We start from the raw sequence: 26,295 nt of genomic DNA, 5'->3' as shown, positions 1-26,295 counted from the left end.
GCTCAGGGAGCAACTCAAGGAGATGTGGTACTGCACAGATGAAGCCGAAGCCACGGCTCAATGGAACCTCTGGTGGCAACAAGTCAGAGAGAGCGGTATCAGGCCACTACTCCAATTTGGCCAGCGTCTTAAAAACTATCTTCATGGCATAGTTGCTTCAGCGGTTCATCCGTTGCACACCTGCCGACTAGAGGGGATGAACAACAAAATCAAACTGCTGAAGCGAATGGGCTATGGCTACCGGGATACCGAATACTTCTTTCTGAAAGTCAGAGAGGCGTTCCCCGGAGATCCGCGATGAACCATGAATAAGGCTACCCGAGGTAGCCTTTTCTTTGCTCTGGTTGTTTTTATAGGCAACAAAATCAACAATTTTAGTCCTTTAGGCTGGCTTGCACTGTTATTGGCTTTAGGGTAGCTTGATTTGGAAAGGGTAGGCTATTGGTTTTTATCGGTCAGTTCTGTTGTTGCTGCAACGGCTGCCGATAAATAAGCCGTATGACTCAGGGAGGAGCCTTTTGTGAGACTTGAGCGCATCATCAAGCATTACAACGCCTGTCATTGTCAGGCATGTTCGTTTCAGCCCCAAACCGACCATATCACTGAAGCCAAGATCATTTCTCGTTTTGCCGGCAACTGGTTAGCAGTACCAGTTGGGCTGTGCATCATGGTTTTACTTGGATTTCAGCCGTTACCCATTAAAATGTCTTGCCCTGCCTGTGGAAACACCTTTTTCGCCAGCGGCTTTCGTCACTAATCGTTTCAGGATCTGATTAAAAGGAGTTTTGTCATGTACGACTCAGCGGTAATTCCTTCATCTGTTTACTCATCTAAAGCCAGAAAACTGAGCGGGTTATGTTCCGGTCTCAAATATATGCTGGTTTTGGCTTTTGCCTGGCTCCTTGGCGGTTGCGGCCAGCCCTTGCCGCTGGACAAGGCCGAATATGCCGGAGAGTGGCAGAGTGCTGACATGTATCTGCTTATTCAGCACGATGGCTCTGTGGAGTATCAACGTTATGATGGCAACAGCCGCACCTCGATAAGTGGTGGTATCCAGAAGTTTGATGGTAACGACTTTGAAGTAGGGATCGGTTTTATCTCCAGTCGTTTTGAAGTGTCAGAGCCGCCACACAGGGTTGGAAGCGACTGGCAGATGGTGGTTGATGGTGTCCGGTTGACCAGGGTTTCCGATGTGCAGTTTTATTGAGCCTAAGCCCTGTTCAAGTCTAGCTTCAAGTAGAGATGGAAAAGGCGCCAATGGCGCCTTTTTTGTGTCAGTCTTTGTTTTTGTCCTGATGTTTTCCATCAGTCTGGGAGCTCGGGGTTTTATCCGTGTTGTCAGCGGTTTCACCCTTACGTTTTATCTGCTTGTCTTTACTGTGCTGGCCAAATTGCGGCATTTTGAACTTGGCACTGTACTTGAGCACCGCCAGGTTGCTGGCAATAACGCCTATCACCAAAATGATGATCAACCAGACTTCCAAAGATGACATTTCCATCTCTTGCTACCTGCTTCAGTCTACGGCCAGACGCTGTTCACAGCGGCGGATATCTTCAGGTGTATCTACCTCTGGCGAGTCAAATGCGCTGATGGCGACCTTGATCTTGTGACCATATTCCAGGGCCCGCAGTTGCTCCAGTTTTTCCAGATCTTCCAGTCTGCCCAAAGGCAATTTGGCAAAGGTCTCGACAAAACGACGGGTGTAGGCATAAACCCCAAGATGCTTGTAGACAGGGTAGTCGCTGACATCACGGCCGAATGGGATCCGAGCGCGGGAGAAATAAAGCGCATAGAATTCGTTGTCGAACACCATCTTCACATGCTTGGGATCGTCCAGCTCTTCCTCTTCGGTGATCTGATAGCCGAGGGTGGCCATTTCAAACTCACCGGGATGACGCTGGAACAGACTGATGATCTGCTCTATGGAGATGGGATCAATCAGGGGTTGATCCCCTTGCAGATTGATCACCAGATCGTCATCCGCCAACCCCAATTGGGTAATGGCATCGTTAATCCTGTCGGTGCCGGAGGCCGCTTCGGCGCCGGTCATCACAACATTGCCGCCAAAGGCCTCTACAGCGTCCTTGATGCGTACATCATCGGTTGCCACATAGATGTTATCCAACCCTTTGGCCAGTCCTGCGCGCTCATAAACGTGCTGGATCATAGGTTTACCGTTAATCGGTGCCAGAGGTTTGCCGGGAAAGCGGCTGGAACCATAGCGTGCAGGGATCAACAGGGTGACTTTCATTCAATTTTCCTAGTATTCAAGAAGAAAGGGCTCATAAAGAGCCCTAATCATAGCAGTCATTTACCGGCTTAGATACGACGGAACAGCTTGGTCAGCATCTCATCGGTGACTTTTTCCTGCCAGCTGTCACCATAGACGTTGGCCCACAAAGGACCCATGCTCTTGGTGACTTTAACCATGGCGGCAATGGTTTCGTCCGGCAGGTCTTTACAGATGTTTTTAGGCAACTGGATGTTGTGCTTCTTCATCATGGCGCGGAACTCTTCAACCCCTTCAGGGTAGAATTCTTCCAGTACGTCGAAGGCGATACAGTTACCAATACCGTGGTGATAACCCAGAATATAAGACAGACCGTAAGAAACCGCGTGACAGGCACCTACCTGGCTATAGGCGATACTCATACCGCCCATGAAGGAGGCCATCATCAGCTTGTCGTCTTTCTCAGGGTGATCGCCCAGGAATACTTCACGGCACATATCCATGGACTTCTCGGCGTAGGCGCGTGAGAACTCGTTCAGGAAGGTACCTTGCAGAGACTCAACACAGTGGATATAGCAGTCCATACCTGTGTAGAACCATTGGTCTGTGGGTACGCCGGCAATCAGTTCGGAGTCCATGATGATCTGATCGAATACTGTGTAGTCAGAGTTCAGACCCAGTTTACGCTCAGGGCCGCACAGCACCGCAGTACGTGAAGCTTCGGCACCTGTACCGGAAATGGTAGGGATACCGATATGGTGAATCGCAGGATTCTGGATCAGATCCCAGCCTTGATACTTGGCAGAACCGCCTGGGTTGGTCAGCATCAAAGATACGGCTTTGGCCAGATCCATGGTGGCGCCGCCGCCAAGACCGACTACGCTCACAGGCAGTTTGCTGTTGAATGCCTGAACCTGTTCGGTAAGGCTGTCAACCTGCTCTGTGGTTGGCTCATCATCGACATTGACCCACAGCAAGAAATCTTGCTCTTTCAAAGGCAAACGGCCTTCCAGTGGCTTGCCCTTGTGAACGTCATCCACTACGAAAACCACGAAGTCGTTGGCTTCTTTGCGCTCGGCGGCCAGCACTTCGTCCAGTTGGACAAAAGAACCGCGACCAAAGATCATTTTGGGGACGACTTTAAAATTCTTGAAACTCATAGCAACCAGCTCCCTTTAGGTTATTGGGCAAATGCTTTTTTGATGTTGGCAATGCGCTCGGCAATCTGTTCTTCAGTCCAGGACAGCTTGATCAGCATGGAAATGGTCCGGCTCATGATAGCGTCAGATTTGGGCACAGAAATCTTAGTATAATCCGGACGATCTTCGATTAATGTGATCGGCAGGGCAGCAGGGCTCTTGAGCTGCTGAATGTGATGCCAGTTCTTCAGGTAGTGCCAGTTGTTGACATACCAGTAGAAGCAACCATCTACACCGTTGGCGGAGAGCGCCTTGCTGACTTCCTGAGTGCGCTGCTCGGTTGGCAGCATAAAGCTGAGGAAACCGGCGCTATCGCCTTCAGGATCCGGAATTTCGCGGAAGGTAACTTCTTCAATATCCGCCATGGCGTCTTTGATAAGCTTTTTGTTGCGACGCTGGATCTCCACTATGGTGTCCAGTTTGCGCAGCTGAGCCAGACCCAGGGCGGCGTTCATTTCGCTGATACGGAAGTTGAGGCCCATGATAGGGTGAGACTCGGCGCCGCGGTCATTACCTATATGATCATGGCCGTGGTCAGAGAACATGTGGGCGTGGTTGTAGATGGTTTCATCATTGGTGATCACAGCGCCACCTTCACCACAGGTGATGGTTTTAACCGAGTCGAAAGAGAAACAACCCACAGCACCTATGGTACCCAGTGCCTGACCTTTGTAGCTGCCGCCGATAGCCTGACAGGCATCTTCCAGCAGTACCAGATTGTGTTTTTCACAGATGGCTTTGATTTCGTCCATCTTGGCCATGGAACCGCACATGTGTACCAGGTTTACCGCCTTGGTGCGTGGAGTGATGGCGGCTTCAATTCCTTCTGGTGACAGACACAGAGTCTCATCGATTTCGGCAAATACCGGAATGGCGCCGGCCATGAATACTGCCTCAACAGAAGCGACAAAGGTGAAAGGAGGAACAATCACTTCATCCCCGGCGCCGATACCGGCGGCGGCCAGCGCGGTTTGCAGGGCGGCAGTACCGCTGGAGAGCAGGTGAGCATGCTTGACATTCATCTTGTCACATAAGAGCTGCTCCATATCGCGGGTTTTCCAGCGATCATTACGCATGGCATCAAAGTTGTAACGGAAGGTGAATCCGTTCTCCATGACGTCTGCTACTTCCTGTTTTTCTTCAGGACCAAACAATTCAAAACCGGGCATGGAAGGTGTCTCCTTAGATAGTGTTGTGCTCTGGGAGGGTCACGCCAGAAAAGGCCTTATGCCATAAGGCTGTCACGCGAAATGCGCCGGGTGACCGGATGACTGAGCACCCGTGTTAACTGCAGAATTATAACGGGGTGGCCAACATACTGCGATGCTTTCTTTCGGAAAAAATCCAACTGCGTAAAATTTCACCGATAAAGCAAGGGGCGCTGCTGCGCCCCTTGTCTGTTTGGATCATTCCACCCTTTGATGTCCGCCATCCACTGTGACGTCAAGATCGGTCAAAAGCCCATTGTCTATTCCATATATCCAGCCGTGTATCGACAGATTTTGTCCCTTGGCCCAGGCTTCCTGGACTATGTTGCTGCTGGTGACATTGGCGACCTGCTCAATCACGTTGAGCTCACAGAGGCGGTCAAACTTCTGCTTGTCATTGAGGGCTTCCAGTTCCTGATGGTGCAGGCGGTAGATATCCCTGAGATGCCCCAGCCAGTTGTCGATAAGCCCGAGTCTGTCGGTACCCATGGCCGCCCTGACGCCGCCGCAGCCGTAATGGCCCACTACCATGATGTGTTTCACCTTGAGGACATCGACCGCATATTGCAGAACAGACAAACAGTTGAGATCTGTGTGGATCACCATGTTGGCGATATTGCGATGTACAAATACTTCCCCCGGCATCAGATCTATGATCTGGTTGGAGGGTACCCGGCTGTCGGAACAACCTATCCAGAGATATTCGGGGTTTTGCTGTTTGGCCAGTTGCTCGAAAAACTGTGGGTTTTCTGTGCTTATTCTGGCTGCCCAGCGGCGGTTGTTTTCAAAAAGCGGTTTCAGTATTTTCATTCAGGCTCACAAAATAGCTTATGGGAACACCACAGTGTCCGGTTTATTTCCGGCAGTGTATCAGAAAATAAAGCCGCGCTGGTCTATCCATCGCGGCCGGATTTCAGTGATGCTTTTCAAGAAACGTCAGCAGGGCTTGGTTGATAAAATCGCCCTGTTCCAACACAGAAATATGGCCGGCTGCCGGTATCTGCACCATCTCGGCGCCGTCTATGGCATCGACCATCAGAAAGGATTCCAGCACAGTGCGCGCCGTGTCTTCTACTCCTGACATGATTAAACAGGGCAGGGTCAAGTTATCGGCATCTTCCATGGCGTCGCGGCGATTGAAAATCAGTTTGCCCATGGCGACGGTATCAGGGATACGCTCTGGTGAAATACTTTGCAGGGCGCTGGCGAAATCACTCAGCAGTTGCGGCCGTAGACTTGCTGTGGTCACGGCAAAAAACATAGGTGCTATCTGCTCGGCCATGGGCGCAGGAATTTGCCCCAATTGGCTGATGTCATCCAACATGGCCATATATTTGTTGCGGGTAACTTCGGGCTCAAAGCCGAGGAAGCTGCCCATCATCACCAACGCCTTGACTCTTGAAGGCGCCTTCAGAACCAGCTCGGCCCCCCACATGGCACCGACCGACAAGCCGATGACAGTGAATTCATCGACGCTGAGTTTATCCATCAAGGTCAACATATCGGCGGCGATATCCGCCAGGCTCTCGGTATGCGCGGGAATCGCGCCTGCCTGCCCATGGCCCCAGAGATCCGGCACTATGCAGCGGTAGTGTTTCGCCAGTACAGGCAGTTGCTGCTGCCACATGGTGGCGTCCCAAAGGTAGCTGTGGCCGAGCAGTAGCACAGGGCCCTGGCCTATATCCAAATAGCTGAGGGTTTCGCCTCTGAGTTCGATTTGCTGCCGATATTGATTGAAGTCAGTCATTGTTGAAAGGTATCCCGGATTTATTGTTTGGGACACAGGATACCCCAAGTTTGCCGGCTTAGGATCTGAGCGCGAAATCGCATGATGTTTATTTAAACTCGCTTTTTCAAACGTACTTCAAAGGTACTTATTTGAATCCAACCGGATATGGGGCAACGTGCCTGACATAAGTCTCAACCAGTTCCGGCAAACGCCGAAGCAAACCTTGCTTGAGTGTTACGTCACTGTGGTCGAGTATTTGCCGCAGACGATCGCTATCAAACTGTTCGAGAAACCCTTTGGCCTTTGGCAGGAAACTCAAGTGCCAACGCTCCGGGCTGACGCCACTGAGGCCAGCCTGAAAAGGGCGGTAGAAGCCAAAATCCGGGGCGCGCTCGTCCAGCCACAGGTCCAATTTATAGCAAGGGCCCAGGGGTTCATACTCGGCGTTAACCAACTTGAGTTCATGCTTGCTGATTTGGGCGTTGTCGAATAGATCCACGTCCGTCCCCCAGTGGTGGCGAGAGGCGCCAGGCAGCGCCGACCAAAGCAAAATAAGCGCCACTAACTCATCATCACTGAGCGCGCGGATGTCACCCACAGGGAGTGAGTCTTTATCCAGTAAAGGACGCTTCCCTGAGGCTTTGGCATTCCAAATCGCGAGTTGACGCTCAAAGCTGCGATAACCCGAGCAGATGGCCAGGGCGATGCCATCTTGCTCGGCGGCGGCCTGCATCTCAAGAAAGGCCTTGGCCGTCTCGGCTTCCAGCCAAACTTCAGCGCCTGAACCGCTTTCACTGCCGCTTAGACTAACCAGTGTCCTTTGCGGCTCTGCTTCAGTCTCAAGGCCGTAGAGAAAATCGCCCCTTGCCATCACTTACTCCAACAACAGTTTTTCCAGGATACGCTGATAACACTGGGCCAACAGCTCGAGATCCGCGACTTTAACGCTCTCATTAACCTTGTGAATGGTGGCATTTACCGGCCCCAGTTCTATTACCTGAGCACCGGTAGGGGCAATAAAGCGCCCATCTGAAGTGCCACCCGAGGTTTGCGGGTCGGTATCTGATCCTGTTACTTCTTTAATCGCTTGGCGGGTCGCTTCAAGCAACGGGCCATCGCCGGTCAAAAATGGCAGGCCGTTGAAGATCCAGCCAAGCTCATAATTCAGTCCATGGGCATCGAGGATATTCTCGACTCGCTTAATCAGCTCTTCGGCGGTGACTTCGGTGGAGTAACGGAAGTTGAACATTACCTTGAGCTCACCCGGGATCACGTTGGATGCCCCTGTGCCACCGTTGATATTGGCTATCTGAAAACTGGTCGGCGGGAAAAACTCATTGCCTTTGTCCCACTGCATGGCGGCAAGTTCGGCCAACGCCGGCGCAGCCTTGTGCACTGGGTTATCCGCCAGGTGAGGGTAGGCCACATGTCCTTGAATACCCTTGACGACGAGATTGCCGGTGAGGCTGCCGCGGCGGCCATTTTTGACCACATCGCCCAGTTTGAGGGTACTGGATGGCTCACCGACCAAGGCCCAGGTGATCTTTTCATTGCGCGCTTCCAGGGTGTCTATCACCCGGGTGGTGCCGTTGATAAAGGGGCCTTCTTCATCACTGGTGATCAGAAAAGCGATAGAGCCTTGATGGTGCGGATGGGCGGTCACAAAACGCTCGGTGGCCACCACCATGGCCGCCAGCGAGCCTTTCATATCTGCGGCGCCGCGGCCGTGAAGATAGTCGTCGATAACCACTGGCTCGAAGGGCGGAGTATGCCAATTGGCCAAGTCCCCCGGCGGTACCACATCTGTATGGCCGGCAAAACAAAATACCGGTCCTTCAGTACCGCGGCGAGACCAGAGATTGGTGGTATCTTCAAACACCATGGACTCGTTGGCAAAGCCCAGTTTGGCGAGTCGCTCGGCCATCAATGCCTGACAGCCTTCATCCAGAGGGGTAACAGATGCCCTGGAGATCAACTCCTTGGCAAGTCCAAGCACCTGCTGACTCATAGTCCGAACCACGCTTGGTAGTCGGCTTCTTTAAAACCGGTCATCACATCTTGACCTCGGGTCAATACAGGGCGTTTGATAAGGGTTGGATTGGCCAGCATCAGGGATATCGCCTTGGCACTATCAATATCCTGCTTATCGGCGTCATCCAGCGCACGGAAACTGGTGGAGCGTTTGTTCAGCACCGCCTCCCAGCCGATGCGCTCGACCCAGGCCTTGAGTGTGTCTTGTGATAGTTCCTGCTCACGAAAATCCACAAAAGTCACTTGCTGGCCCTTGGCCTCCAACCATTTTCGTGCTTTTTTTACCGTGTCGCAGTTCTTAATCCCATAGAGTCTATCTGTCATGACGAGTCCGTTTCTCTGTATTGCTTATAGTTCGTGATTGTCAGCGAGTATAACAAAGGCAAAACCGATGAAAAGGGCTATCTTGATGGGGCAATTCATACGTCTCGCCGGCGCTTTGTGTGACCAAGGCATAGTGACCCCGGGCGCAGTGAAAGAGGTTTGGCTTTCCACAAAAGAGAAAAACCAACCTGATGTCTGTATGTCAACTGGATGAGTTTGACCTTTCCCCCGAATTCAGATCCCAAACCTGAGTCTGTCACCAATGAGCTGATTAGGCTGTCGTGGAAGCACCACTTGAAGCGGGCAGTTTAGGGTGAGAACCCTTCAGATAAGGAACGTATCTATACAACTTATTCTTTTAAATTTTGCTTTAAATTCAATCAGTTTTGGGTCAATGGTAAACCAGATGCGTTATATCGCCAGTTGTAAACTCGCTACGAATCAGGACATTTCCCATTCTATAGACCAATCGGAAGCTTTCTTATGTTTAACGTATTGCATTTCCTTAACGCTATTAAGCTTATCTATTATTGATTTGTGAAAGAAAACAACAATAGCGCCCAAAGAAGGTTTAAAGGCTAACCTTTTCTCTAACGGTATATTGGATAACTTGCTAAAATCGAAGCCTATACATTCTTCTTCTATATTTATGATGTTGTAACAGTGAAGGTATATATAGTCTTTGTTAATAATTTTAGCGGGAATGAGAGAGGTCTGATATAGTTCCAACCCAGATAAAGTGGAAAGAAAGTCCAAGTCAAATAATATCTCTGTATTGACAGATACATCAAATGGAGCCGCAATGCTTTCAAAACTCTTTAAACTAATGCATTCAAAGTTCACTGGGGTAGATGTTGATATTTCCTTGTCCATCAACAAGCTAAACTCTCGATCATCTTCCATATTGACAACGAAGTTCACCTTTGAATAGTTATTTGATAAAAAATAGTATTCTTCACTGATTGGTGTCATGTTCAAGTCCTAAACTGCCAATTTTACAGATAGTTGGTGGCCAAGTTTTGTACTGGCCATTGTACTGAGTTTGCAGGTGAGCCCGCAAATTTACGGTATATGGGATTCTAATATGGGGGAGACAGGCTGCAATTCACTCGATAGCTGAAATTGACTAGTCAACTCAGTACTTTATGGAATAATGCATTCAGTTCACCCATGGTCTGTTCACCTTTTTCTGTACTATTTGAGAAAGACTCCAATCGTTTCAGCTCAAGTTCAATAAATTCATTTATCTCTGGTATAGGTGGTGCGAACTCCTTCTCTAAACTTCTCTTCTTTCTTTCAAGTAAGTGTGATATCTGGCTATTTAACTCAGTTCTGTCACTGACTATTTGTCGAAGTTTTTCAAATTCAATAGGCGCCGGATTTTGGTACCTTTCCAGCCACATAATCGAAAGCAATGGCCTCAATACATAGAAGTACTTTTTAATTGGCACCATTTCATCACGGAGATAACCTCGGTAATTCGCCTTAGCCATGCTCCGGTAATGGTATATCCCCTTATCAATAGAATAGACCTTTGAAAGCAGTGCTCGAGCTTCTTGAGCAAATGCACCTCGTTCGATATATACGATGGGGGATTGCAGCCACTCCACAAATGCTGGATTAGATTTAGAAAAAAGTTTCAATGCCTTTCTTAGATCCCAGCCATTGATATCAATTTCATCGACAATGGGATATTCAATAACATCTCTCTTATCTTCCAAGTCAACAGCTAGGTACCAATCTTTAGGATGGACGTATATGAAACGCACATCATAATCACTGTTGGGGGACTCGAATCCCCAAGCTCGACTACCAGATTCAATGGCGTAAAGTACCCGAACCCCGTGTTCTTTTTCAGCCCTTTTTATCCTGGAAAGGATTTCTTCTCTAACAGTTTTGTCAATCATGGTATTTTCTATGTCAATGCTCATATAGTCTGGAGAAAAGTGCTATGTCTAAATCGGCAACGAAGAGGTATAAAAAGCGCGTCCAGCCCCTTGTATGAATCCACTATTTAACACGTTTTGTCACAGGAAAGGCTACGTACCAACATGGCTAACGTTCGGATGCAAAACTTCTTAAGCAATTCAAAACAGCATCAGCTCAAGCGTCCACCTTTGAATTTGTTATGTCTAACATACTGAGTTTTATAGACAATAAATAGCATTTTCGGGTTAATCAATCACTAAAAGGTGAGATAAGCGGAAAGATGATGCAATGTTGAGCCTTCAGGATTGGTTCGAATAAGTCTCATGGGTGCTCTACCATGGCTTGCAGACTTGGTTATCAGTACTGGAAGGGGCAGATGCGCTTTTGTGGCCTTGGAGAAGCTCAAATGCACTCGGACAAATAATGCACTTGAGCGTTATCCGTTTGCCAGCCATCTAAACCTGAACTGTAAATATCACATCTTTGCCGGCGCTGACGCTACCCTGGCGTTTTTCCAGATACTTAACGTCTTCCATATTAGCCAGCACCACAGGGGTGAGCAGGCTGTTGACCTGATCTTTGAGAAAATCGAGGTCAAACTCCAGTATAGGTTCGCCGGCTTTAACGTCCTGGCCTTCCTGGGCCAGGCGTTTGAAGCCTTTTCCTCTAAGTTCTATGGTACCAACGCCAAAGTGAACAAACAGCTCCAACCCTTGGGGCGACTCTATGCTGAAAGCATGGTTGGTCTCAAAAATTTTGCCTATAGTGCCGTCAATCGGCGCCAGCATAAACTGGCCTTTGGGCTCTATGGCGATGCCATCGCCGACAATCTTTTCGGCGAAGACCACATCCGGGACTTTTTCAATGGCAACAATATCGCCACTGATAGGGGCATAAACTTTTATGCCGCCTTCTATGTTGGGCTGCCCCGATACCATGCGGCGGATCCGGCTTAAAAATCCCATGGGTTGTTTTGTCCTTTTTGTTTTTGGTTTCCGGATGACTTCTGGTTTCCGGTTAAACAGTCCCTCGACAACGTTCAGGTTGGGGAAGGGGATTTTTGCTTAGCATACTGAATTAACAGCCTTAATGACAGAGGGAGATCAAGGATGTCAATTCAGACAATCGAGTGCAGGCGAGTGCTTTTTTGGCCTGGTCTGCAAATTGACTGAAGTTACCCTCGCACAGCGCCGCTTTGACTTCCAGCACAGAGCCGGGGTTGACCGACAACTCGTCCAGCCCCATGCCCATCAGTATTGGCGCAATGCGCGGATCACCTGCCAGCTCTCCGCACAAAGACACCCTGATGTTGGCCGCTTTGGCGTCTGCTATTGTCATGGCAATCAGCCTGAGGATCGCCGGTGAAAATGAGGGATAATCCCGGGTTAATTCAGGGTTGGTCCTGTCCGCCGCCATGGCATATTGCGTCAAGTCATTGGTACCTATGCTGATAAAGTCCAGCTTTGGCAGCAGCGTTGGCAGGTTCATAACCGCGGCAGGGGTTTCCACCACTATGCCAAGGGTGATTTCTCCATAGCCTTTCTCGGCCTCGCTGAGCTGCTGTTTGCAGTGCTCCAGCATATCCAGTACGGCGTCCAACTCTTCAACCTGATTAACCATGGGCAGCATCAACCGAACCGGACCATGATTGGCGGCGCGCAATACGGCCCGTAGTTGTGTCTGCAGAATTTCAGGATGTTTAAGGGTGTAGCGCACGCCGCGCATGCCAAGCGCAGGATTGTCTTCTATTGCCTGATCCAGGCAAGGCAGTTCCTTGTCTGCACCTATATCCAGAGTGCGTATGGTGAAGGGCTGGCCGTTGAGCAGCTGCAGGGCATCGCAATAAAGGTTGTACTGAGCCTTTTCATCTGGAATGCAACTGACATCCATCAGCATGAATTCGGTACGAAACAGGCCTATTCCTTCCGCGCCGACCTGGGGCAGACGGGAGATCTCATTGAGGTTACCCACGTTGGCCATTAGGCTGATACGTTTGCCGTCCTGGGTCTGGGTCTGCCTGTCCCGGTATTGCTCCAGTGCGCTGCGTCTTGCCTGCTCGCGCTCAAATCTCTGCTTAAGCTCTGTTACTTCGGTTTGCTCCGGGCGAACAAATAAGGCACCTTGGTTGGCATCCAGAATGAGCGGATCGCCGGCATTGATATTGCCTGTTTGATAGTTGCAGGAAAGCAGGGCGGGGATGCCGGCGGCACGGGCCAGGATAGCCGTGTGGCTGGTGAGGCCACCGGTCTTCAGTATGATGCCTTTGATATGTTCAAGGGGCAGCAGGGCAAATTCCGCCGGTGTCAGATCCTGGGCCAACAAGATGGAGTCATGTTTGAGTTTATCCAGGCCATCGGCATCGGCGCCGTTGATACTGCTGATAAGTCGTCTGCCGAGGCAGCGTACGTCCTGGGCCCGGTTTGCAAGGTAAGGGTCTTCCAACGCTTCAAGTTCACTGGCCTGGTGGGCAAAGACCCGCTCTACCGCCGCTGTGGCTGAAAACTGCAGCCCACTGATGGACTCGCGAATTTGTTGAATAAGTTCGGCATCTTCCAGTAGCAGCAGATCGGCTTCCACCAATTGGAAGTTGTCTGAATCTTCGGTCAGTTTATCCAGGCTGGTTTGTAACTGCTGGCACAAGCGCTGCAACGCCTGGGTGAGCTTATTCAGCTCTTGAGGGATTTTGGCAAGTGGCAGCAGGCGGTAGTCCATGCTGTTGTCAAAGGGGTTGTAGACTACCGCTTCTCCGAAGGCGATACCCGATGAGACAGCAATTCCGGCGAGGCGCATCTGTGTTCCTCTCAACTTAAGGTGATCAACAGTTCCGACACCCGTTCAACGGCTTCGCGAGCCTGTTCACCTTCGGCAAATACTCTGACAGACACGCCTTGATAGAGCCCCAGTGTCTGCAACTTGAACAGACTCTTGGCACTGGCTTGTTTGCCCTGGCACTCAACCATCACATCACAATCGTACTGTTTCGCCTCTTTTACCAGCAGTGCGGCAGGGCGGGTATGGATCCCGTGTTTGGCGGTAATAGTGACGGTTTTTTCGTACATAGACTTCTTTGACTCATGTAATTAACTGAATAATATCCGGTAACGGCTGACGTTTTGCAATACTCCGGCGACCAAGCCGTCAATTGCCATATTCAATAACCTGATATTGCTGCTTTCTGAGGGCGCGAATGGCGGTATCCAACTTATCTTTCTTCAGCAGTATATAGTCGGTATCGAAGGTTGAAACAGTAAAAATGCTCACATGGGCATCGGCGAGAGTCGCCGAGACTCTGGCCATGATACCCGTCATGGAAAAGCCGAGCGGCCCTAAAAGCTCAAGACAACGCCAGTCTTCTTCCTGCTCCAGGCTATCGAGCTCCAGTTTACAATCGACGACAACCGAGAGTTCCTCGCGGGTTTTGGCGATAAAAAACAGCGGCTGGCTCAGTACCTCGGCCGGAACCTGAGTATCTGAGCTGAAACTGTGGATAGTGAATAGCTGCGGATAGACCGCCAATGTCATGCGCAAAGCCAATACCTCTTTTCTCGCCCGGGCGACCTAATGGGCGCCGCTGCGGAATCACCTGCCGAGTACGGCAAACTCCGTATTAGCTTATCACAATAAGAAAGGGGCAGAATACGTTCTGCCCCTCGAGATGTTAGATCTTGAATTGCCCCAGAGTGCGGCGCATGTTCTGGCTGATCTGCTCAAGCGACATTGCTGCGCTTTGGTTGCTGGCATTGGCTTGCACTGAAACTTGAGTCAGCTCAGAAATGGTGCTGACATTGCGATTGATCTCTTCGGTTACCAAAGATTGCTCTTCGGTAGCGCTGGCGAGTTGGGTATTCATATCGCTTATCTGCGCGACCAGGGAAAGGATTTGATCCATGGCAGAGCCTGCCGCTTCGGCCTGTTTTTGCAGCTCGGAGGATTGGCTCTGTGTTTGGCTGTTACTCTCCATAACGGCGCTGACACCGGATTGAATTTCACTGATCAGCTTGTGTATTTCGTTGGTGGAGTCCTGAGTCCGGTTGGCAAGGGCGCGCACTTCATCGGCCACTACCGCAAAGCCGCGGCCGTGAGTACCTGCGCGGGCGGCTTCGATGGCGGCGTTGAGTGCCAAAAGGTTGGTTTGTTCGGCAATGGTGCGGATAACGTCGAGAATGCCGCCAATTCTGCCTGAAGCCTGACCCAGGGTTTCGGTAAGATTTTCTGCAGCCTGCAGTTCGCGCACCAGCTCTTGGCAGTTTGCCAGTGTTGCATCCATGGTCTCTTTACCGCTGAGGGCTTGTTGTTTGACGCTGGAAGCGGCATCGGCAGCCTGCTGGGTATTGTTGGCCATCTCCTGTGTGGTTGCCAGCATCTGATTCACGGCGGTAGCCACGCTGGCGGTTTCTCTGTGGATGTTATCGGCGCTGTGGTTGGACTCCTTGACTGCGACTGTCAGGTGCTCGGCGTCCTCGCCCAGCGATGCACCAAGTGGCTGCAGTTCGCTGACGGTTCTACCTATCTTCTCTACAAAACTGTTAAAGGCACGGGCGAGTGCAGCCACTTCATCACGGCCTTGACCCTCGAGCCTTTTACTGAGGTCGCCTTCACCTTGGGCAATATCCTCCATTGCGGCGATGGCGGTCTTGAGTGGTGCGGTAATGGATTGATTGAGCACCAGGAAGAAGATGAAAATCGGCGCTGAAATCAACATCATAATGATCAGATAATCGATTGAGACTGACTTCATGGTGGCGTTGACATCGCTGATATATGTGCCGGTGAGCAGGGTCCAGCCCCAATCTTTGTCATATCTGGATTCGGTGAGCTTTTCTTCGCTATTGCCACTGGCCGGGTTGCGGATCTCATAGCTGAGTTTGCCTGTGCCATTGGCCTTGGCTTGTTGTTGTAGTTGGGCCAGCGGATTGCTGCCGTCTTTGATGCGATAACCGGCAATGGCTTGACCCACCAGCGAAGGCTCGGCGCCGTGGGCGATGATCTTGCCCTGATCCGACAGCAGAATGAAGTAGCCTTCACGGCCATAACGCATCTGACCGATCAAGGCGGCCGACTCCTGTTGCGCCTCTTCGAGAGTCAGTTTACCCGCCTGTGCCTGAGTGCGATGTGCGGCAACTACAGACAGGGCCGTGTTCAACTGGGCATCATTTTGCAGCCATTTCTGGGTTATCAGATTGTCATACTGTTCTTTGATGGAAAAACTGGCGAAACACAGGGTGCCTATCGCGGCCAGAACCAACATAAGGATAAGGCGCTGAAGAATGGTGAGCTTCCTGAGTAATGCCATTTTGTACTCCTTTGTTATTTCTTATTAGGTAGTTGGCAGCGACTATAACGCGATGGAAAAACCAAGTGAAACCTTTTTACCTTGTGTGTATTGCTTTGTTGATCGCGCTCATTGTTCGCGTTAAATCTTGCCAACAGAGGGGAAAACAGACCTCATGCCTTCGAGGCTGCATTCTGGATATCGGCTCTAATATCAAAAGCTTAAGATGTGTTGGATCACACATGTCATAGGTAAAGGGCTAATTTGTTGTTTTCACTTTGATTTTTAAACAAAATCGGCTCAGAATTAACCTTATGTCTATTATTGGTCTCTCTTCATGAATACACCTCAAGTCATTAGCTCGGACGATATTTTGCTGAAACTCTGTCACTCTGTGACCCATGTCTTGTCGGCTACCACCGCCAGCACTCTGTCCCATGCAGGTATAGTGCAAAAGATAACCCGTACCCGACTCAAGCCGGACGTTGGGTGTTTCTCTATTTTTGATGGTGGCTTCTCAGGCCTGGTGGTGATCAATTTTTCAGCGGCTGCCGCGTTGGAAATCTATCGCCGCTACATGCTGCATATGGGCATGCCGGAGGAGGAGTTGGCTTTCTCTCATACCTCAGACGAGGTGGGCAATGTGATGGGCGAATTGATGAATCAGATGCTGGGGGACTTTATCGGTAAGGTGTCCAAGGAGCTGCAAACGTCCATCAGTCAGAGCCAGCCAAAGATGTTGACCATCAACAAGGAGCTGACCATCTCTATCGACGCCAACCTGGATGATCCTATAGCCCGCCGGGTGTCGTTCAAGACAGAAAACAACCATATCTTCTATCTTGAGTTTGCCATGGACAAGACAGAGTTTATCCGCCTGGCCGAGTTTGAAACCGATGAAGAGTTTGATCCGGATTTGTTGTTGGCCCGCCACGGCAATCAACAGGCGCAGGGCAAAGCGCCGGAATCGCCTTGGGTTAAGGCCGCCAATGCCGATGATGACACTGACGATCTGTTCAAAGAGTTGGGCATCTGACATTTCCAGGCGTGATGTTATCAAACCTTTTGTCAGCGGACAGCGTTAGCTTGTCCGCGGCCCTGCTTTTGAACAGTGCAATAACGACTGCTCTCCAAACCCCATAAGGCGCTCAGTCAAGGGCGCTTTCATTCTCGCTTTCCAGGTCAGTATTTCTCTATTAATCTGTTCCTATAGCTACTCAATCCTTTGAGTTACTTATCATTCGAGCTAGATATTCATTTGAGTGACTTATCATTTGAACTTCTTATTAACTTCTTGTCATTTAAGCCATCAGGCAGATAGCGGAGTAGCCTGTCTTTGTGGGTGACGTTGCAATCACTAGCACAGACGTGGCCACAAGCAGGGCTGCTATTCAGCAACACTGAGTCCTGCCGTTTACGACAATACAACAGATGTTGCACTCAAACTTGCCGCGGTTAACTTCAACCACTTTTATTGTTTTTATGACAGGACATGTCTAGGTTGATTTAGTGTATCTGTATGAATTGATGGATTTTTTATAAAAACTTCGACTTGTTAAAAATTGCTGAGTAGATCACGAAGTTGTAATTAGGGGTTAAATTCCGCTTGCCAGCCTCGGACATAGTGTTTATTGTGCAAACAAAAGTTTGTCACAAGAACAAATGTTTGCACAGGAAAGCGCCAATGACAGAACGTGAACTCGAAATTCTGGCCCTTATTAAAGCTGACCCTTTGATACCGCAGCAAAAACTTGCTGATCAGCTGGGCATAACCCGCTCTGCAGTCGCAGGTCATATCATGAACTTGACTCACAAAGGCGTGATCCGTGGCAAGGGGTATATCTTGGCGGAGAATCCCTTTGCGGTCGTGATAGGCGGCGCCAATATGGATATTCTTGGCCGGCCGGCTTCCAAGCTCAGGGTAGGGGATTCCAATCCCGGCAGCGTCAGTTGCTCACCCGGCGGTGTTGGGCGCAACATCGCCGAAAACCTGGCTCGTCTGGGTTCAGATACCCGACTGGTGACGGCGGTGGGCAAAGACGCCTATGGTGAAATGATCACCGCCCAGTGTCGTCAGGCCGGAGTCGATATGGGCAACAGTTTGCAGTTCGAAGACGCGGTGACCTCCACCTATCTTTCGGTACTGGATGGCGACGCCGATATGCATGTAGCCATCAACGACATGGCCATTTTGGAAAGATTGGGCCCCGAAGTGCTCAAGGGGCTGGAAGATATGCTGCGCCGCGCTGAACTTCTGGTGTTGGATACCAACCTTTCCGAAGCCGCCTTATCCTATCTGCTGAGCAACTTCCCTCAAGTTCCGGTATTTATTGACACGGTTTCCTGTGTCAAGGCGATGAAAATCAAGCCTTACCTCAACGCCATCCACACCCTCAAACCCAACCTCAAAGAAGCCGAGCACCTCTCCGGCATCGAAATGCGCAGCAAAGAAGACTTAAACGCCATCGCTAACTGGTTCCATGACCAGGGCGTCAAGCGGATCTTCCTCAGTATGGGCAGTGAAGGTGTATTTGTCAGCGATGGCGGAGAGTCCCAGATGGTGAGCGCCAAGCAGGTGGAAATGGTCAACGCCAATGGCGCCGGAGATGCCTTCCTGGCCGGATTGGCTCACGGTTGGCTCAAGCAGTGGCCATTGCTGGAAACCACAGAATTTGCGATGGCCGCGGCCCGGTTGGCGCTGTCTCATATCGCAACTATCAACCCCAATATGTCTGAAATCTCTGTAAACCGTATTATCAAGGAGTCGTTATGCTGAAGCAGTATCTGGATATTCATCCTGAAGTTCAAGCAGCCCTGGAACAAGGCAAGCCGGTGGTCGCGCTGGAATCGACCATTATTTCCCATGGTATGCCGTATCCGCAGAACGTTGAGACAGCGCTCAAGGTGGAGCAGATCATCCGTGATAATGGCGCTGTACCCGCAACCATAGCCATTCTCAAGGGCCGCCTCAAAGTGGGCATGAGCCAGGAAGAGATCAATTACCTAGGCAAGGCCGGTGAAGCCGTTATCAAAACCAGTCGCCGCGACATTCCCTTTATTGTTGCCAAAGGTGCAGACGGTGCCACCACAGTAGCTTCTACCATGATCCTGGCCGCAATGGCCGGTATTAAGGTGTTTGCTACTGGTGGTATCGGCGGTGTACACCGCGGCGCTCAGCAAACTTTCGATATCTCTGCCGATTTGCAGGAACTGGCCAACACAGATGTGGCCGTGGTTTGCGCCGGTGCCAAGTCTATTCTGGATCTGGGCCTGACCCGTGAATATCTGGAAACGCAAGGCGTGCCTGTCGTTGGTTTTCAAACTGATAAACTGCCAGCTTTCTATACCCGCGAGAGTGACTTCGGTGTCGACTATCGCTTGGAGCAGCCGGTAGAAGTGGCTGCCGCCATGAAAGCCAAGTGGGACATGGGGCTCAAGGGCGGTATGGTGATTGCCAACCCAATTCCTCACGAGCATGCTTTGGATAAAGCACTGATCGATGGCGCCATCGCCAGCGCAGTGGCTGAAATGGATGAGAAAGGCATAGGCGGTAAGGCTTCAACGCCGTTCCTGTTGGCCAAAGTTGCCGAAATTACCGAAGGTCACAGCCTGACCGCCAACATAGAGCTGGTTTACAACAATGCCAAGTTGGCGGCTGAGATTGCCCGCGAGTACGTGGCCCGCTAATCAGCTGTTTTTGAACCATTAAGCTATCTCAAGAAACCCGACACTCGTCGGGTTTCTTTTTGGAACTCAGGCACGGGAGCTATGGTATAGCGTGACGTCCAGGCTGAGTATCTTCCCTTGTCTTCGGGTTACGTTCAAATTCAGTCATCAAACAGCGCTAAACTGATGTGAATCAATTTCAATAAAAAATCAGTTATCTGTGTGAGATTTGCGGTTTTAACATTTAAAAACATGTGGATAGTGAGCATTTTTAGATCAAATAATTTGATCCAATTGTTTGAAATGCTAGGTAACGAAAGCCTCAGGCTGACTCAGGTATGCTGGTTCCAAACCATTTCAGTTGTGCTTCTTTCCTTGGCTATCCCCTTCTACTCTGCAATTGTCCCGGCCCTTAGACTATCCATATAATTCAAAGCCAGCTCAATCGCCATCTCCTCATAGGGCAAGAGTTTCCCGCTTTTTTTCAATCCATTGTCTATGCTTATCCTAAATAGCTTGCAGTTGTCGCACGCCATAGTCTTTAAGGTCATTTTACCTTCAAGACTTTGCAATAGCGGCAATAGTGAGGGCTATTCAAAGCAAAAGGGGATGTTCTGCTTCTGGCTCAATGCCCAAGGGATGGCTATGGCTGACTTCAAGGATGATCCGCTCAGTAGTTTCTGCCGGGTTTTGTATTTGTACCAGGCTTATTGGTTATTACCTATTTCCAGGAACAGCGGGAGATGGGCGTGAGTCTGTTCAAACGGCAACTGCTGGCCGCGCTGCTGGCTTGTTTGGCTATGGCCGTAATTTTAATCCTCTACCAAAATGGGCAGCAGGAACGCCATCATTCCAATCAGTTTCAACAGCTCAAGCAGCAAACCTCTGCCACTGAATTGGAACTTGAATTATTGTTGGGGCGCGCCGCCTTAACTGCCCAAAGCCAGGCTGTGCAGTTATCGAGTTACTTAAACCATCCAGAAGCTGAAGAGAAAAAGCTGCCCCAATATCTCGACGAACAACTGCTGCTAACACCGGCCTTTACCCGTTTGGTGCTCCTGTCGGAACAAGGGCAAATATTTGCCCGTACCAGCATAGATAACCAGGGATACGCATTGTCATCCCAAGCGCTTTCAACTCCCATTTTTGCTTCCGCCAATAGGCAAACCGGCCAGGAACATGAAAATGCCCCTCCAGTCCTGAGGCAACTTCAGCGCGAACTGCAGCCACAGGCCGAACCTGTGTTGTCGTTACTGCCTCAGGTGGCACTGCTGGCTCAGGACACGGTATTGGGCAGACAAGTATCCTTCCTTGCCCGGATTTCAGGCGATGGCTTGCGACTCAAAGAGCAGGAAGGCAATGCTCCAGCAGCCAAGGAAGCCGGTAACTATTACTGGCTGGCGACGCTGGATTACAAAGTTTTCGAGTCCCTGCTGGATACTACAGCCATGCGTTTACAAACAGCCGGTTTTACCCGGGTTGAAGTGATGCTTACGGACGCTCAAGGGAAGAGGCTTGCTCAGGTGGGCGAGGAAGCAGGCGACCAACCGGCCAGAGGGTATGAAACGCTAAAAACCTTGCAGTTAAGCCGTGCGGTCAATGCTGCGGGTCTTCATGGTCAGGACTGGCAACTGAGTATTGTTGCCACGCCGCCTCCTAGTGCCAATCCAGTGCTTTTGCCCGCCGCGCTGCTGACAACACTATTATTGCTCGCCCTTGTCTGGCTTTATATCGACCTTGTGAGACCGCTGGAAAAGCTGGCAAGAACACTGACTGCCCTTGGGCGCGAACAGGGAATGGAAAGCTTCAATCTTGTCGCTGTTTCATTGTCAGGCATGCGCTGCGAAATTAGCGAACTTCGTGAATATCTGGGTAATCGTTTGCAGCATTGGATGGTGATTGAGCGGCAAAATCAACAGTTGCAATTATGGCAATCCAGTCTTGAACAATTGCCAAGAACGCTTGTTATTACGGAACTGGACGATGCGGGTACCATTATTTATGCCAGTAAAAACCTGGCAGAAATCTGTGATTTTGACTCTGCGGAAACCAGGCTCACGATGGCTGCTGTTCTCGACAGGGCCGACAGCCCCGGCGGTTTTATGTCGCTGCCAAAATGGAGTCGGGGCGCGACTGTGGTACGAATGCCGGGGAGCCATGGCCGTTTTACCAGGGTTTGCAGTTATCCCATTAAGAATGACGCTGGGGAAGTGCGATTTCGCCTATTGGAACTTGAAGCGATAACAGTTACGGGTGCCTTGGCGCCAAGGGTGCCATTGGACTCGGACAGTGGTTGCTTCGTCGACAATATCCCAGGCATCAATGGCGTGGATACCGGCAATAATATAGAGCCTTACTCAGGGCTTTTCCTGTTACTCAAAGACGACCATCATATTCTTGAGGTGAGCCAGGCGCTTGCCGGGCTACTGGGCTATAGCCCTGAGGAATTGCTGCAACTGGGCTTTGGCTCTATCTCTCCGTTTTGGACTCCAGGACAACATTTGCCACAGCTTTTGATCCTCAAGCATCAAGATGGCCGCTTACTGGAGTTTCATCTGCAATGGCGTGCCAGCCATGGCCTGACGCCAAAGCTCTACTGGCTCTGGCCCAGTCCGTTAATCCAGCGGCCAGAGCATCGCACCTTGCAGGCACAGGAGCTGGGTTATAGGGCGGCCTTTTTGCAGGCTTCAGTGGGTTTTGCCCGCATAGGTATGAGTGGCGAGTGGCTTGAGGTCAACGACAAGTTCTGTGACATCTCAGGCTGTGACCGTGAGCAGATAGCGCGTATGGATCCCGAAGTGTCGCTCAATCTCAAGCAGTTTGATGGATGGCTGCGCTTCAGTGAAAAAATGCTCAACAATGAACTTAAGTTTCACGGCGATGAAAAACGCTATTTGCGCCTTGATGACAGTGTCCTTTGGTTGAATGTTTCCGTGTGCCTCATCCGCGACAGCCACGAGCAGCCCAGATATTTTTTAATGGCGTTTGAGGATATCAGTCAGCGCAAGCAGTTTGAAATCGGTTTGATGGAGGCCAAGCAACAAAGGGAGGAGTTGCTTAAGGGGCGGGATCTAGCTTCCGAGGCAGGTGGAATAGGTAACTGGTCCTGGGACATAGAGTCCGGAGAGCTTATCTGGGATAACAGGATGCGCAGCATCTATGGCCTGAATTCAGAGAAACTGACCTTCAGAGATTGGCGTGCCCGGGTACATCCCGAAGATATCGCCGACGCCGAGGCGAATGTCAACGCCTGCATCAATCACAAGGTGCCGTTTCGGGCCGAGTTTCGGGTTATCAATCAGCGCACCGGGGCGACCCATTGGGTTAAGGCTGCCGGTGACACCATACGTCGCAACGGTGTGGCGGTGAAACTCTTCGGTATTAATCAGGACATTAGCGATGAAAAAGCGCTGCAGCAGTCACTGGCGAGAGAGAGCGCCGAAGCCAATCAGGCGAGCCAGGCCAAGTCCCGCTTTCTGGCGGTGATGAGCCATGAGATCCGCACTCCCATGAATGGTGTCGTGGGCATGATAGATTTGCTGCGCGATACCGGTCTCAGTGCCGAGCAGCAGCGGATGATAGGCACCATCCGGGATTCGGCTTTCTCGCTGCTGGAGATCATCAACGACATTCTCGACTTCTCCAAGATAGAAGCCGGCAAGATGGAACTGGAGATAGAATCTGTCTCCTTGCTGTCTATTCTGGAGAAGACCATAGAAGTGCTCTGGTTCAATGCCGCCAGCAAGAACGTGTTTCTCAATATTCTGCCGGACCTGAATCTTCCGGCGTTTATCCGCCTGGATCCTGTGCGGATCCGCCAGATAGTGCTCAATTTGGTGGGCAACGCCATCAAGTTTACCCACAGCAATCGCCGCCAGGGACTGGTTATGTTGCGAACTGAGTGTCGTCAAAGCCATGACAACCACAGTGAGATGATCCTCGAGGTGATAGACAATGGGGTTGGAATGACCAAGGCCCAGCTCAGACAATTATTTGAGCCCTTTACCCAAGCAGATTCTTCAACCACCCGTAAATATGGCGGAACGGGACTTGGGCTCAGTATCACCAAGTCTTTTGTCGATTTGATGGGCGGCAAAATAGAGGTGGAAAGCCAACCGGATGCCGGCAGTACCTTCAGGCTCCGTCTTCCCTGTGAAGCGGCCGATGAATACCGGGAAACCGAGCTGCAGCGCTACAGCGAGCTTAATATCAAACTGCTTATCTGTATCGACAACAAACAACATCTGGTGGCCGTGTTGCATCTTGTTGAACAACTCGAACTGGAGTATCAGTGCCTCGATTCCGGGCAACTGGAAGGCAGCCTATTTGAACAAGCCTGCTTGGCAGAATCCGAGCTGCTTATCAGCGACAGTTACCAAGCTTACAAACAGTATCGCAATCGGGGGGAAAAGGGGCTGCCATGTGCCTTGTTATTACTCGATGAAGACTCGATTACCTCTAAGGTTGAAGCGGATATGCGGGTCTGTATGCTTTCTTGTCATCCCCTCAAACCCACGGCTGTGCTTGCGGCTCTGGCGATGCTGAGCGGGCAGAATCCAGCGTTATGGCAAATGTTTGCTCCCGGTGAAACCACGCGGATTGGCCGTAGCGTCTCAGAGACAGATATTGCGACCGACGCCGGTTTTACCATCTTGGTGGCCGAAGATCACCAGACCAACAGAGAAGTGATCTCATTACAGTTGAAGAAGCTGGGTTGCCGTTTTGAATTGGCAGAAGATGGCCTCGAAGCACTGAAGATGTGGCAGAGTGGCGGCTTTAGTGTGCTGCTTACCGATTGCCATATGCCTGGAATGGACGGCTTTGAACTGACAGCCGAAATTCGCCGCCTTGAACAAGAGCAGGACTTGCCTCATACCCTGATCATCGCCGTCACTGCAGATGCCATGTCCGGCGAACTGCAAAATTGCCTGTCGGCTGGCATGGATGATTACCTGGCCAAGCCGGTGGAATTCAAGTCCCTCAAAAGCAAACTATTGGCCTGGCATGGCCAAAATCAGTTCCGCCAGAATGAAATGATCGGCGAGTCTCCCTCGGCTCATGCCGAGGCGCCTTTGGATCTCAACAAGTTAGCTGAGATCTTGGGGACAGAGGATGACGAGATAATCCAATCCATAGTGCAGTACTTTCTTACTTCACTTGAGCGGGAACTGCCGCCGCTGTTTGAGGCGCTGGATAGCCTGGAAGCCCAGGAGCTGAAACGCCGGGCTCACGCGCTCAAGGGCGCCGCCAACTCATCCGGCGCAGTGCGTCTTGGCAAACTGTTTGCCGAGTTGGAGCAACAGGCCGCCGAAGGGCAACTGACATCTTCAACACAATATCGCCAGCAGATTGAGCACGAGGCGGCGTTGGTCAAGCGGGCCATGCCGCAATCACAAGCTACCCAGGCCTGAATGCCTGTATGTCGGGAGAACAAGGATGAGAGACAGCGTAACTAGCCTGATACTGTTTTTTGATGATCAGGATCTGGTCGAGCCCGTGGAAGCCATAGTCAATGTCTACTTCGAGCGGGTTCTCAGAGTGGATATCCGGGTGGAGAACAAGGAACTGGCGAGCCTTTCAAAAGAGAAACATACCCGAATGCTATTGGTCTATTGTTTTCAGGATGTGGCCCATGCCGAGAGTCTGAAGCGTTTTCTTCAGGGCAATGAACACTTCAATGCCCTGAGAACAGTGCCACAGGCGAGTATGTTGTTGTGTGAAAAAAGTTGTCGGGCTCAGGCGTTTGAACTGTGTCGCCGCGAAGCTTTTGACAGTTACGACACCATTCGGCCCATCTATGACAATAATAAAATCATCCTCACCTTATACAAGTTGCTTGAGATCATAGCGCTTAAATCCGAGCTCAAGCGTTTCGATCAACAGGATCTGGATATGCAGTATGAGCTGCAAAACACTGCCGATTGCCTGGAAGGACTCAACGAGTCAGTCAAAGTGGCCAGCAAGCAACAGTCGTCGCTGATCACCAGCATAATGCAAGATGTTGACGGAATACTCAGTTCCATCTCTGAAAGTGCTTTCATGCAGGCTTTCAGGCGGGTATTTCACTCGCTGCCGGATGAAGAGATCAACAAGTTTATTGAGGAGCTGAAACGTTACTCCATCAACCCGCAACTCAATCGCCTCAAGGAAAAGAGCGAGTCATTGTTCAACGAGCTCTCAAACCAGATGCTGCAGCAAAAGGCGGCATTGGAGAAAAAAGACAGCGGCAAGAAGGCTACCATAGTGGTGGCCGACGATCAGGATGTGGTGTTGAAAATCATAGTTACTATCCTGGAACAGCATGGTTATCGGGCTGAGAGGGCCACCAATGGGGTAGAAGTGCTGTTAAAGGCCAAGATCCTCAAGCCGGATCTCATCTTATTGGACATAGACATGCCGATACTTGACGGCATTGAAACCCTCAAAGTCTGCAAGAAAACCCCCATGCTGCAGGAAATCCCGCTGATCATGCTCACCAGCTATGCCGATGTGGATCATTTCCAAAACTCCCTATTGTTGGGCGCAGAGGATTACATTATCAAACCCACCAATGCCGACACCTTGCTGAAGAAAATTCGCAGCGTGCTTAATTGAGCTGGCTTTTTTACCTCGCCCTAGGGGAGCGCTACAGACGGTGCGCAAATACAGCAAACTTTCAGTTAAAAACCGATTAATCCCGCCAAAGCCACTCAAGCCCCTTGCAGAG

24 protein-coding genes are annotated in these 26,295 nt (G+C 50.6%); 8 read left to right on the top strand and 16 right to left on the bottom strand.

From position 1 onward, the window contains the following. From N512_RS0108170 to N512_RS0108165, 3 genes are all read left to right on the top strand, one after another. Positions 1 to 301 (top strand): transposase (locus tag N512_RS0108170; RefSeq protein WP_028779997.1); only part of this gene is annotated, 301 nt, incomplete at its 5' end. A gap of 219 nt (positions 302 to 520) precedes the next feature. Beyond that, the gene (locus tag N512_RS24340; protein WP_129979214.1) at positions 521 to 757 is read left to right on the top strand and encodes a hypothetical protein; all 237 of its coding nucleotides are present in this window, start codon (positions 521 to 523) and stop codon (positions 755 to 757) included. Positions 758 to 874: 117 nt separating this feature from the next. Beyond that, positions 875 to 1,207, top strand: coding sequence for a hypothetical protein (locus tag N512_RS0108165; protein ID WP_037436899.1), 333 nt, complete (start codon positions 875 to 877; stop codon positions 1,205 to 1,207). Between the two features lie 67 nt (positions 1,208 to 1,274). Here N512_RS0108165 and N512_RS0108160 read toward each other — a convergent pair whose 3' ends face one another. The 16 genes from N512_RS0108160 to N512_RS0108080 all read right to left on the bottom strand — a co-directional run bounded on the left by N512_RS0108160 (position 1,275) and on the right by N512_RS0108080 (position 15,944). After that, positions 1,275 to 1,493, bottom strand: coding sequence for a DUF2897 family protein (locus tag N512_RS0108160; protein ID WP_028779995.1), 219 nt, complete (start codon positions 1,491 to 1,493; stop codon positions 1,275 to 1,277). Positions 1,494 to 1,514: 21 nt separating this feature from the next. Further along, complete coding sequence (gene kdsB, locus N512_RS0108155; protein ID WP_025010251.1) at positions 1,515 to 2,252, bottom strand: 8-amino-3,8-dideoxy-manno-octulosonate cytidylyltransferase KdsB; 738 nt, start codon at positions 2,250 to 2,252, stop codon at positions 1,515 to 1,517. Between the two features lie 68 nt (positions 2,253 to 2,320). Then, a complete protein-coding gene (kdnB, locus tag N512_RS0108150) occupies positions 2,321 to 3,391 on the bottom strand; it encodes a 3-deoxy-alpha-D-manno-octulosonate 8-oxidase KdnB (RefSeq protein ID WP_028779994.1) in 1,071 nt (356 codons plus the stop codon). A gap of 20 nt (positions 3,392 to 3,411) precedes the next feature. Further along, complete coding sequence (kdnA, locus tag N512_RS0108145; protein WP_028779993.1) at positions 3,412 to 4,599, bottom strand: 8-amino-3,8-dideoxy-alpha-D-manno-octulosonate transaminase KdnA; 1,188 nt, start codon at positions 4,597 to 4,599, stop codon at positions 3,412 to 3,414. Positions 4,600 to 4,836: 237 nt separating this feature from the next. Beyond that, positions 4,837 to 5,448, bottom strand: coding sequence for a carbonate dehydratase (gene can, locus N512_RS0108140; RefSeq protein WP_028779992.1), 612 nt, complete (start codon positions 5,446 to 5,448; stop codon positions 4,837 to 4,839). Positions 5,449 to 5,551: 103 nt separating this feature from the next. Further along, positions 5,552 to 6,385, bottom strand: coding sequence for an alpha/beta fold hydrolase (locus N512_RS0108135; RefSeq protein WP_028779991.1), 834 nt, complete (start codon positions 6,383 to 6,385; stop codon positions 5,552 to 5,554). Between the two features lie 127 nt (positions 6,386 to 6,512). Further along, entirely contained in the window at positions 6,513 to 7,238 is a 726-nt protein-coding gene (locus N512_RS0108130; protein ID WP_037474485.1) for a M15 family metallopeptidase, read from the bottom strand. A 3-nt stretch (positions 7,239 to 7,241) separates the two neighbouring features. Continuing rightward, positions 7,242 to 8,375 carry a succinyl-diaminopimelate desuccinylase gene (gene dapE, locus N512_RS0108125; RefSeq protein WP_028779989.1) on the bottom strand — a complete coding sequence of 378 codons (1,134 nt, stop codon included), beginning with the start codon at positions 8,373 to 8,375 and terminating at the stop codon, positions 7,242 to 7,244. Continuing rightward, positions 8,372 to 8,722, bottom strand: coding sequence for an ArsC family reductase (locus tag N512_RS0108120; RefSeq protein ID WP_025010255.1), 351 nt, complete (start codon positions 8,720 to 8,722; stop codon positions 8,372 to 8,374). Before N512_RS0108120 ends, dapE begins: the two co-directional genes overlap by 4 nt. 441 nt (positions 8,723 to 9,163) lie before the next feature. Then, positions 9,164 to 9,694 (bottom strand): hypothetical protein, encoded by a 531-nt coding sequence (locus N512_RS0108110; RefSeq protein WP_028779988.1) that lies wholly within the window; start codon positions 9,692 to 9,694, stop codon positions 9,164 to 9,166. A gap of 158 nt (positions 9,695 to 9,852) precedes the next feature. Continuing rightward, positions 9,853 to 10,629 carry a nucleotidyltransferase domain-containing protein gene (locus tag N512_RS0108105; protein WP_037474480.1) on the bottom strand — a complete coding sequence of 259 codons (777 nt, stop codon included), beginning with the start codon at positions 10,627 to 10,629 and terminating at the stop codon, positions 9,853 to 9,855. A gap of 477 nt (positions 10,630 to 11,106) precedes the next feature. Next, positions 11,107 to 11,616, bottom strand: coding sequence for a PTS glucose transporter subunit IIA (crr, locus tag N512_RS0108100; RefSeq protein WP_025010257.1), 510 nt, complete (start codon positions 11,614 to 11,616; stop codon positions 11,107 to 11,109). A gap of 121 nt (positions 11,617 to 11,737) precedes the next feature. Then, positions 11,738 to 13,441 (bottom strand): phosphoenolpyruvate--protein phosphotransferase, encoded by a 1,704-nt coding sequence (gene ptsP, locus N512_RS0108095; RefSeq protein ID WP_028779986.1) that lies wholly within the window; start codon positions 13,439 to 13,441, stop codon positions 11,738 to 11,740. Positions 13,442 to 13,452: 11 nt separating this feature from the next. Continuing rightward, complete coding sequence (locus tag N512_RS0108090; protein ID WP_028779985.1) at positions 13,453 to 13,710, bottom strand: HPr family phosphocarrier protein; 258 nt, start codon at positions 13,708 to 13,710, stop codon at positions 13,453 to 13,455. 79 nt (positions 13,711 to 13,789) lie between these two features. Then, positions 13,790 to 14,179: an ACT domain-containing protein gene (locus tag N512_RS0108085; RefSeq protein WP_025010258.1), complete on the bottom strand. Its 390-nt coding sequence runs from the start codon at positions 14,177 to 14,179 to the stop codon at positions 13,790 to 13,792. A 130-nt stretch (positions 14,180 to 14,309) separates the two neighbouring features. Continuing rightward, a complete protein-coding gene (locus tag N512_RS0108080; protein WP_037474479.1) occupies positions 14,310 to 15,944 on the bottom strand; it encodes a methyl-accepting chemotaxis protein in 1,635 nt (544 codons plus the stop codon). 316 nt (positions 15,945 to 16,260) lie between these two features. Between N512_RS0108080 and N512_RS0108075 the strand changes: the two genes are divergently transcribed. From N512_RS0108075 to N512_RS23735, 5 genes are all read left to right on the top strand, one after another. Continuing rightward, entirely contained in the window at positions 16,261 to 16,959 is a 699-nt protein-coding gene (locus N512_RS0108075; RefSeq protein ID WP_025010259.1) for a DUF3334 family protein, read from the top strand. 648 nt (positions 16,960 to 17,607) lie between these two features. Further along, a complete protein-coding gene (locus N512_RS0108070; RefSeq protein ID WP_028779983.1) occupies positions 17,608 to 18,699 on the top strand; it encodes a PfkB family carbohydrate kinase in 1,092 nt (363 codons plus the stop codon). Further along, on the top strand, positions 18,693 to 19,610 hold the full coding sequence (locus N512_RS0108065) for a pseudouridine-5'-phosphate glycosidase (protein ID WP_028779982.1): 918 nt from the start codon (positions 18,693 to 18,695) through the stop codon (positions 19,608 to 19,610). The genes N512_RS0108070 and N512_RS0108065 overlap by 7 nt, the downstream gene beginning before the upstream one ends. 728 nt (positions 19,611 to 20,338) lie before the next feature. Continuing rightward, the gene (locus N512_RS23740; protein ID WP_197021440.1) at positions 20,339 to 25,000 is read left to right on the top strand and encodes an ATP-binding protein; all 4,662 of its coding nucleotides are present in this window, start codon (positions 20,339 to 20,341) and stop codon (positions 24,998 to 25,000) included. A gap of 25 nt (positions 25,001 to 25,025) precedes the next feature. Further along, the gene (locus N512_RS23735; RefSeq protein ID WP_051472708.1) at positions 25,026 to 26,183 is read left to right on the top strand and encodes a response regulator; all 1,158 of its coding nucleotides are present in this window, start codon (positions 25,026 to 25,028) and stop codon (positions 26,181 to 26,183) included. Positions 26,184 to 26,295 lie beyond the last annotated feature (112 nt).

It is taken from the genome of Shewanella sp. 38A_GOM-205m, from assembly GCF_000518445.1.
Lineage (GTDB): Bacteria > Pseudomonadota > Gammaproteobacteria > Enterobacterales > Shewanellaceae > Shewanella > Shewanella algae.
The sequence above is the reverse complement of the archived record's forward strand: the minus strand, read 5'-3'. Positions and strand labels throughout refer to the sequence as shown.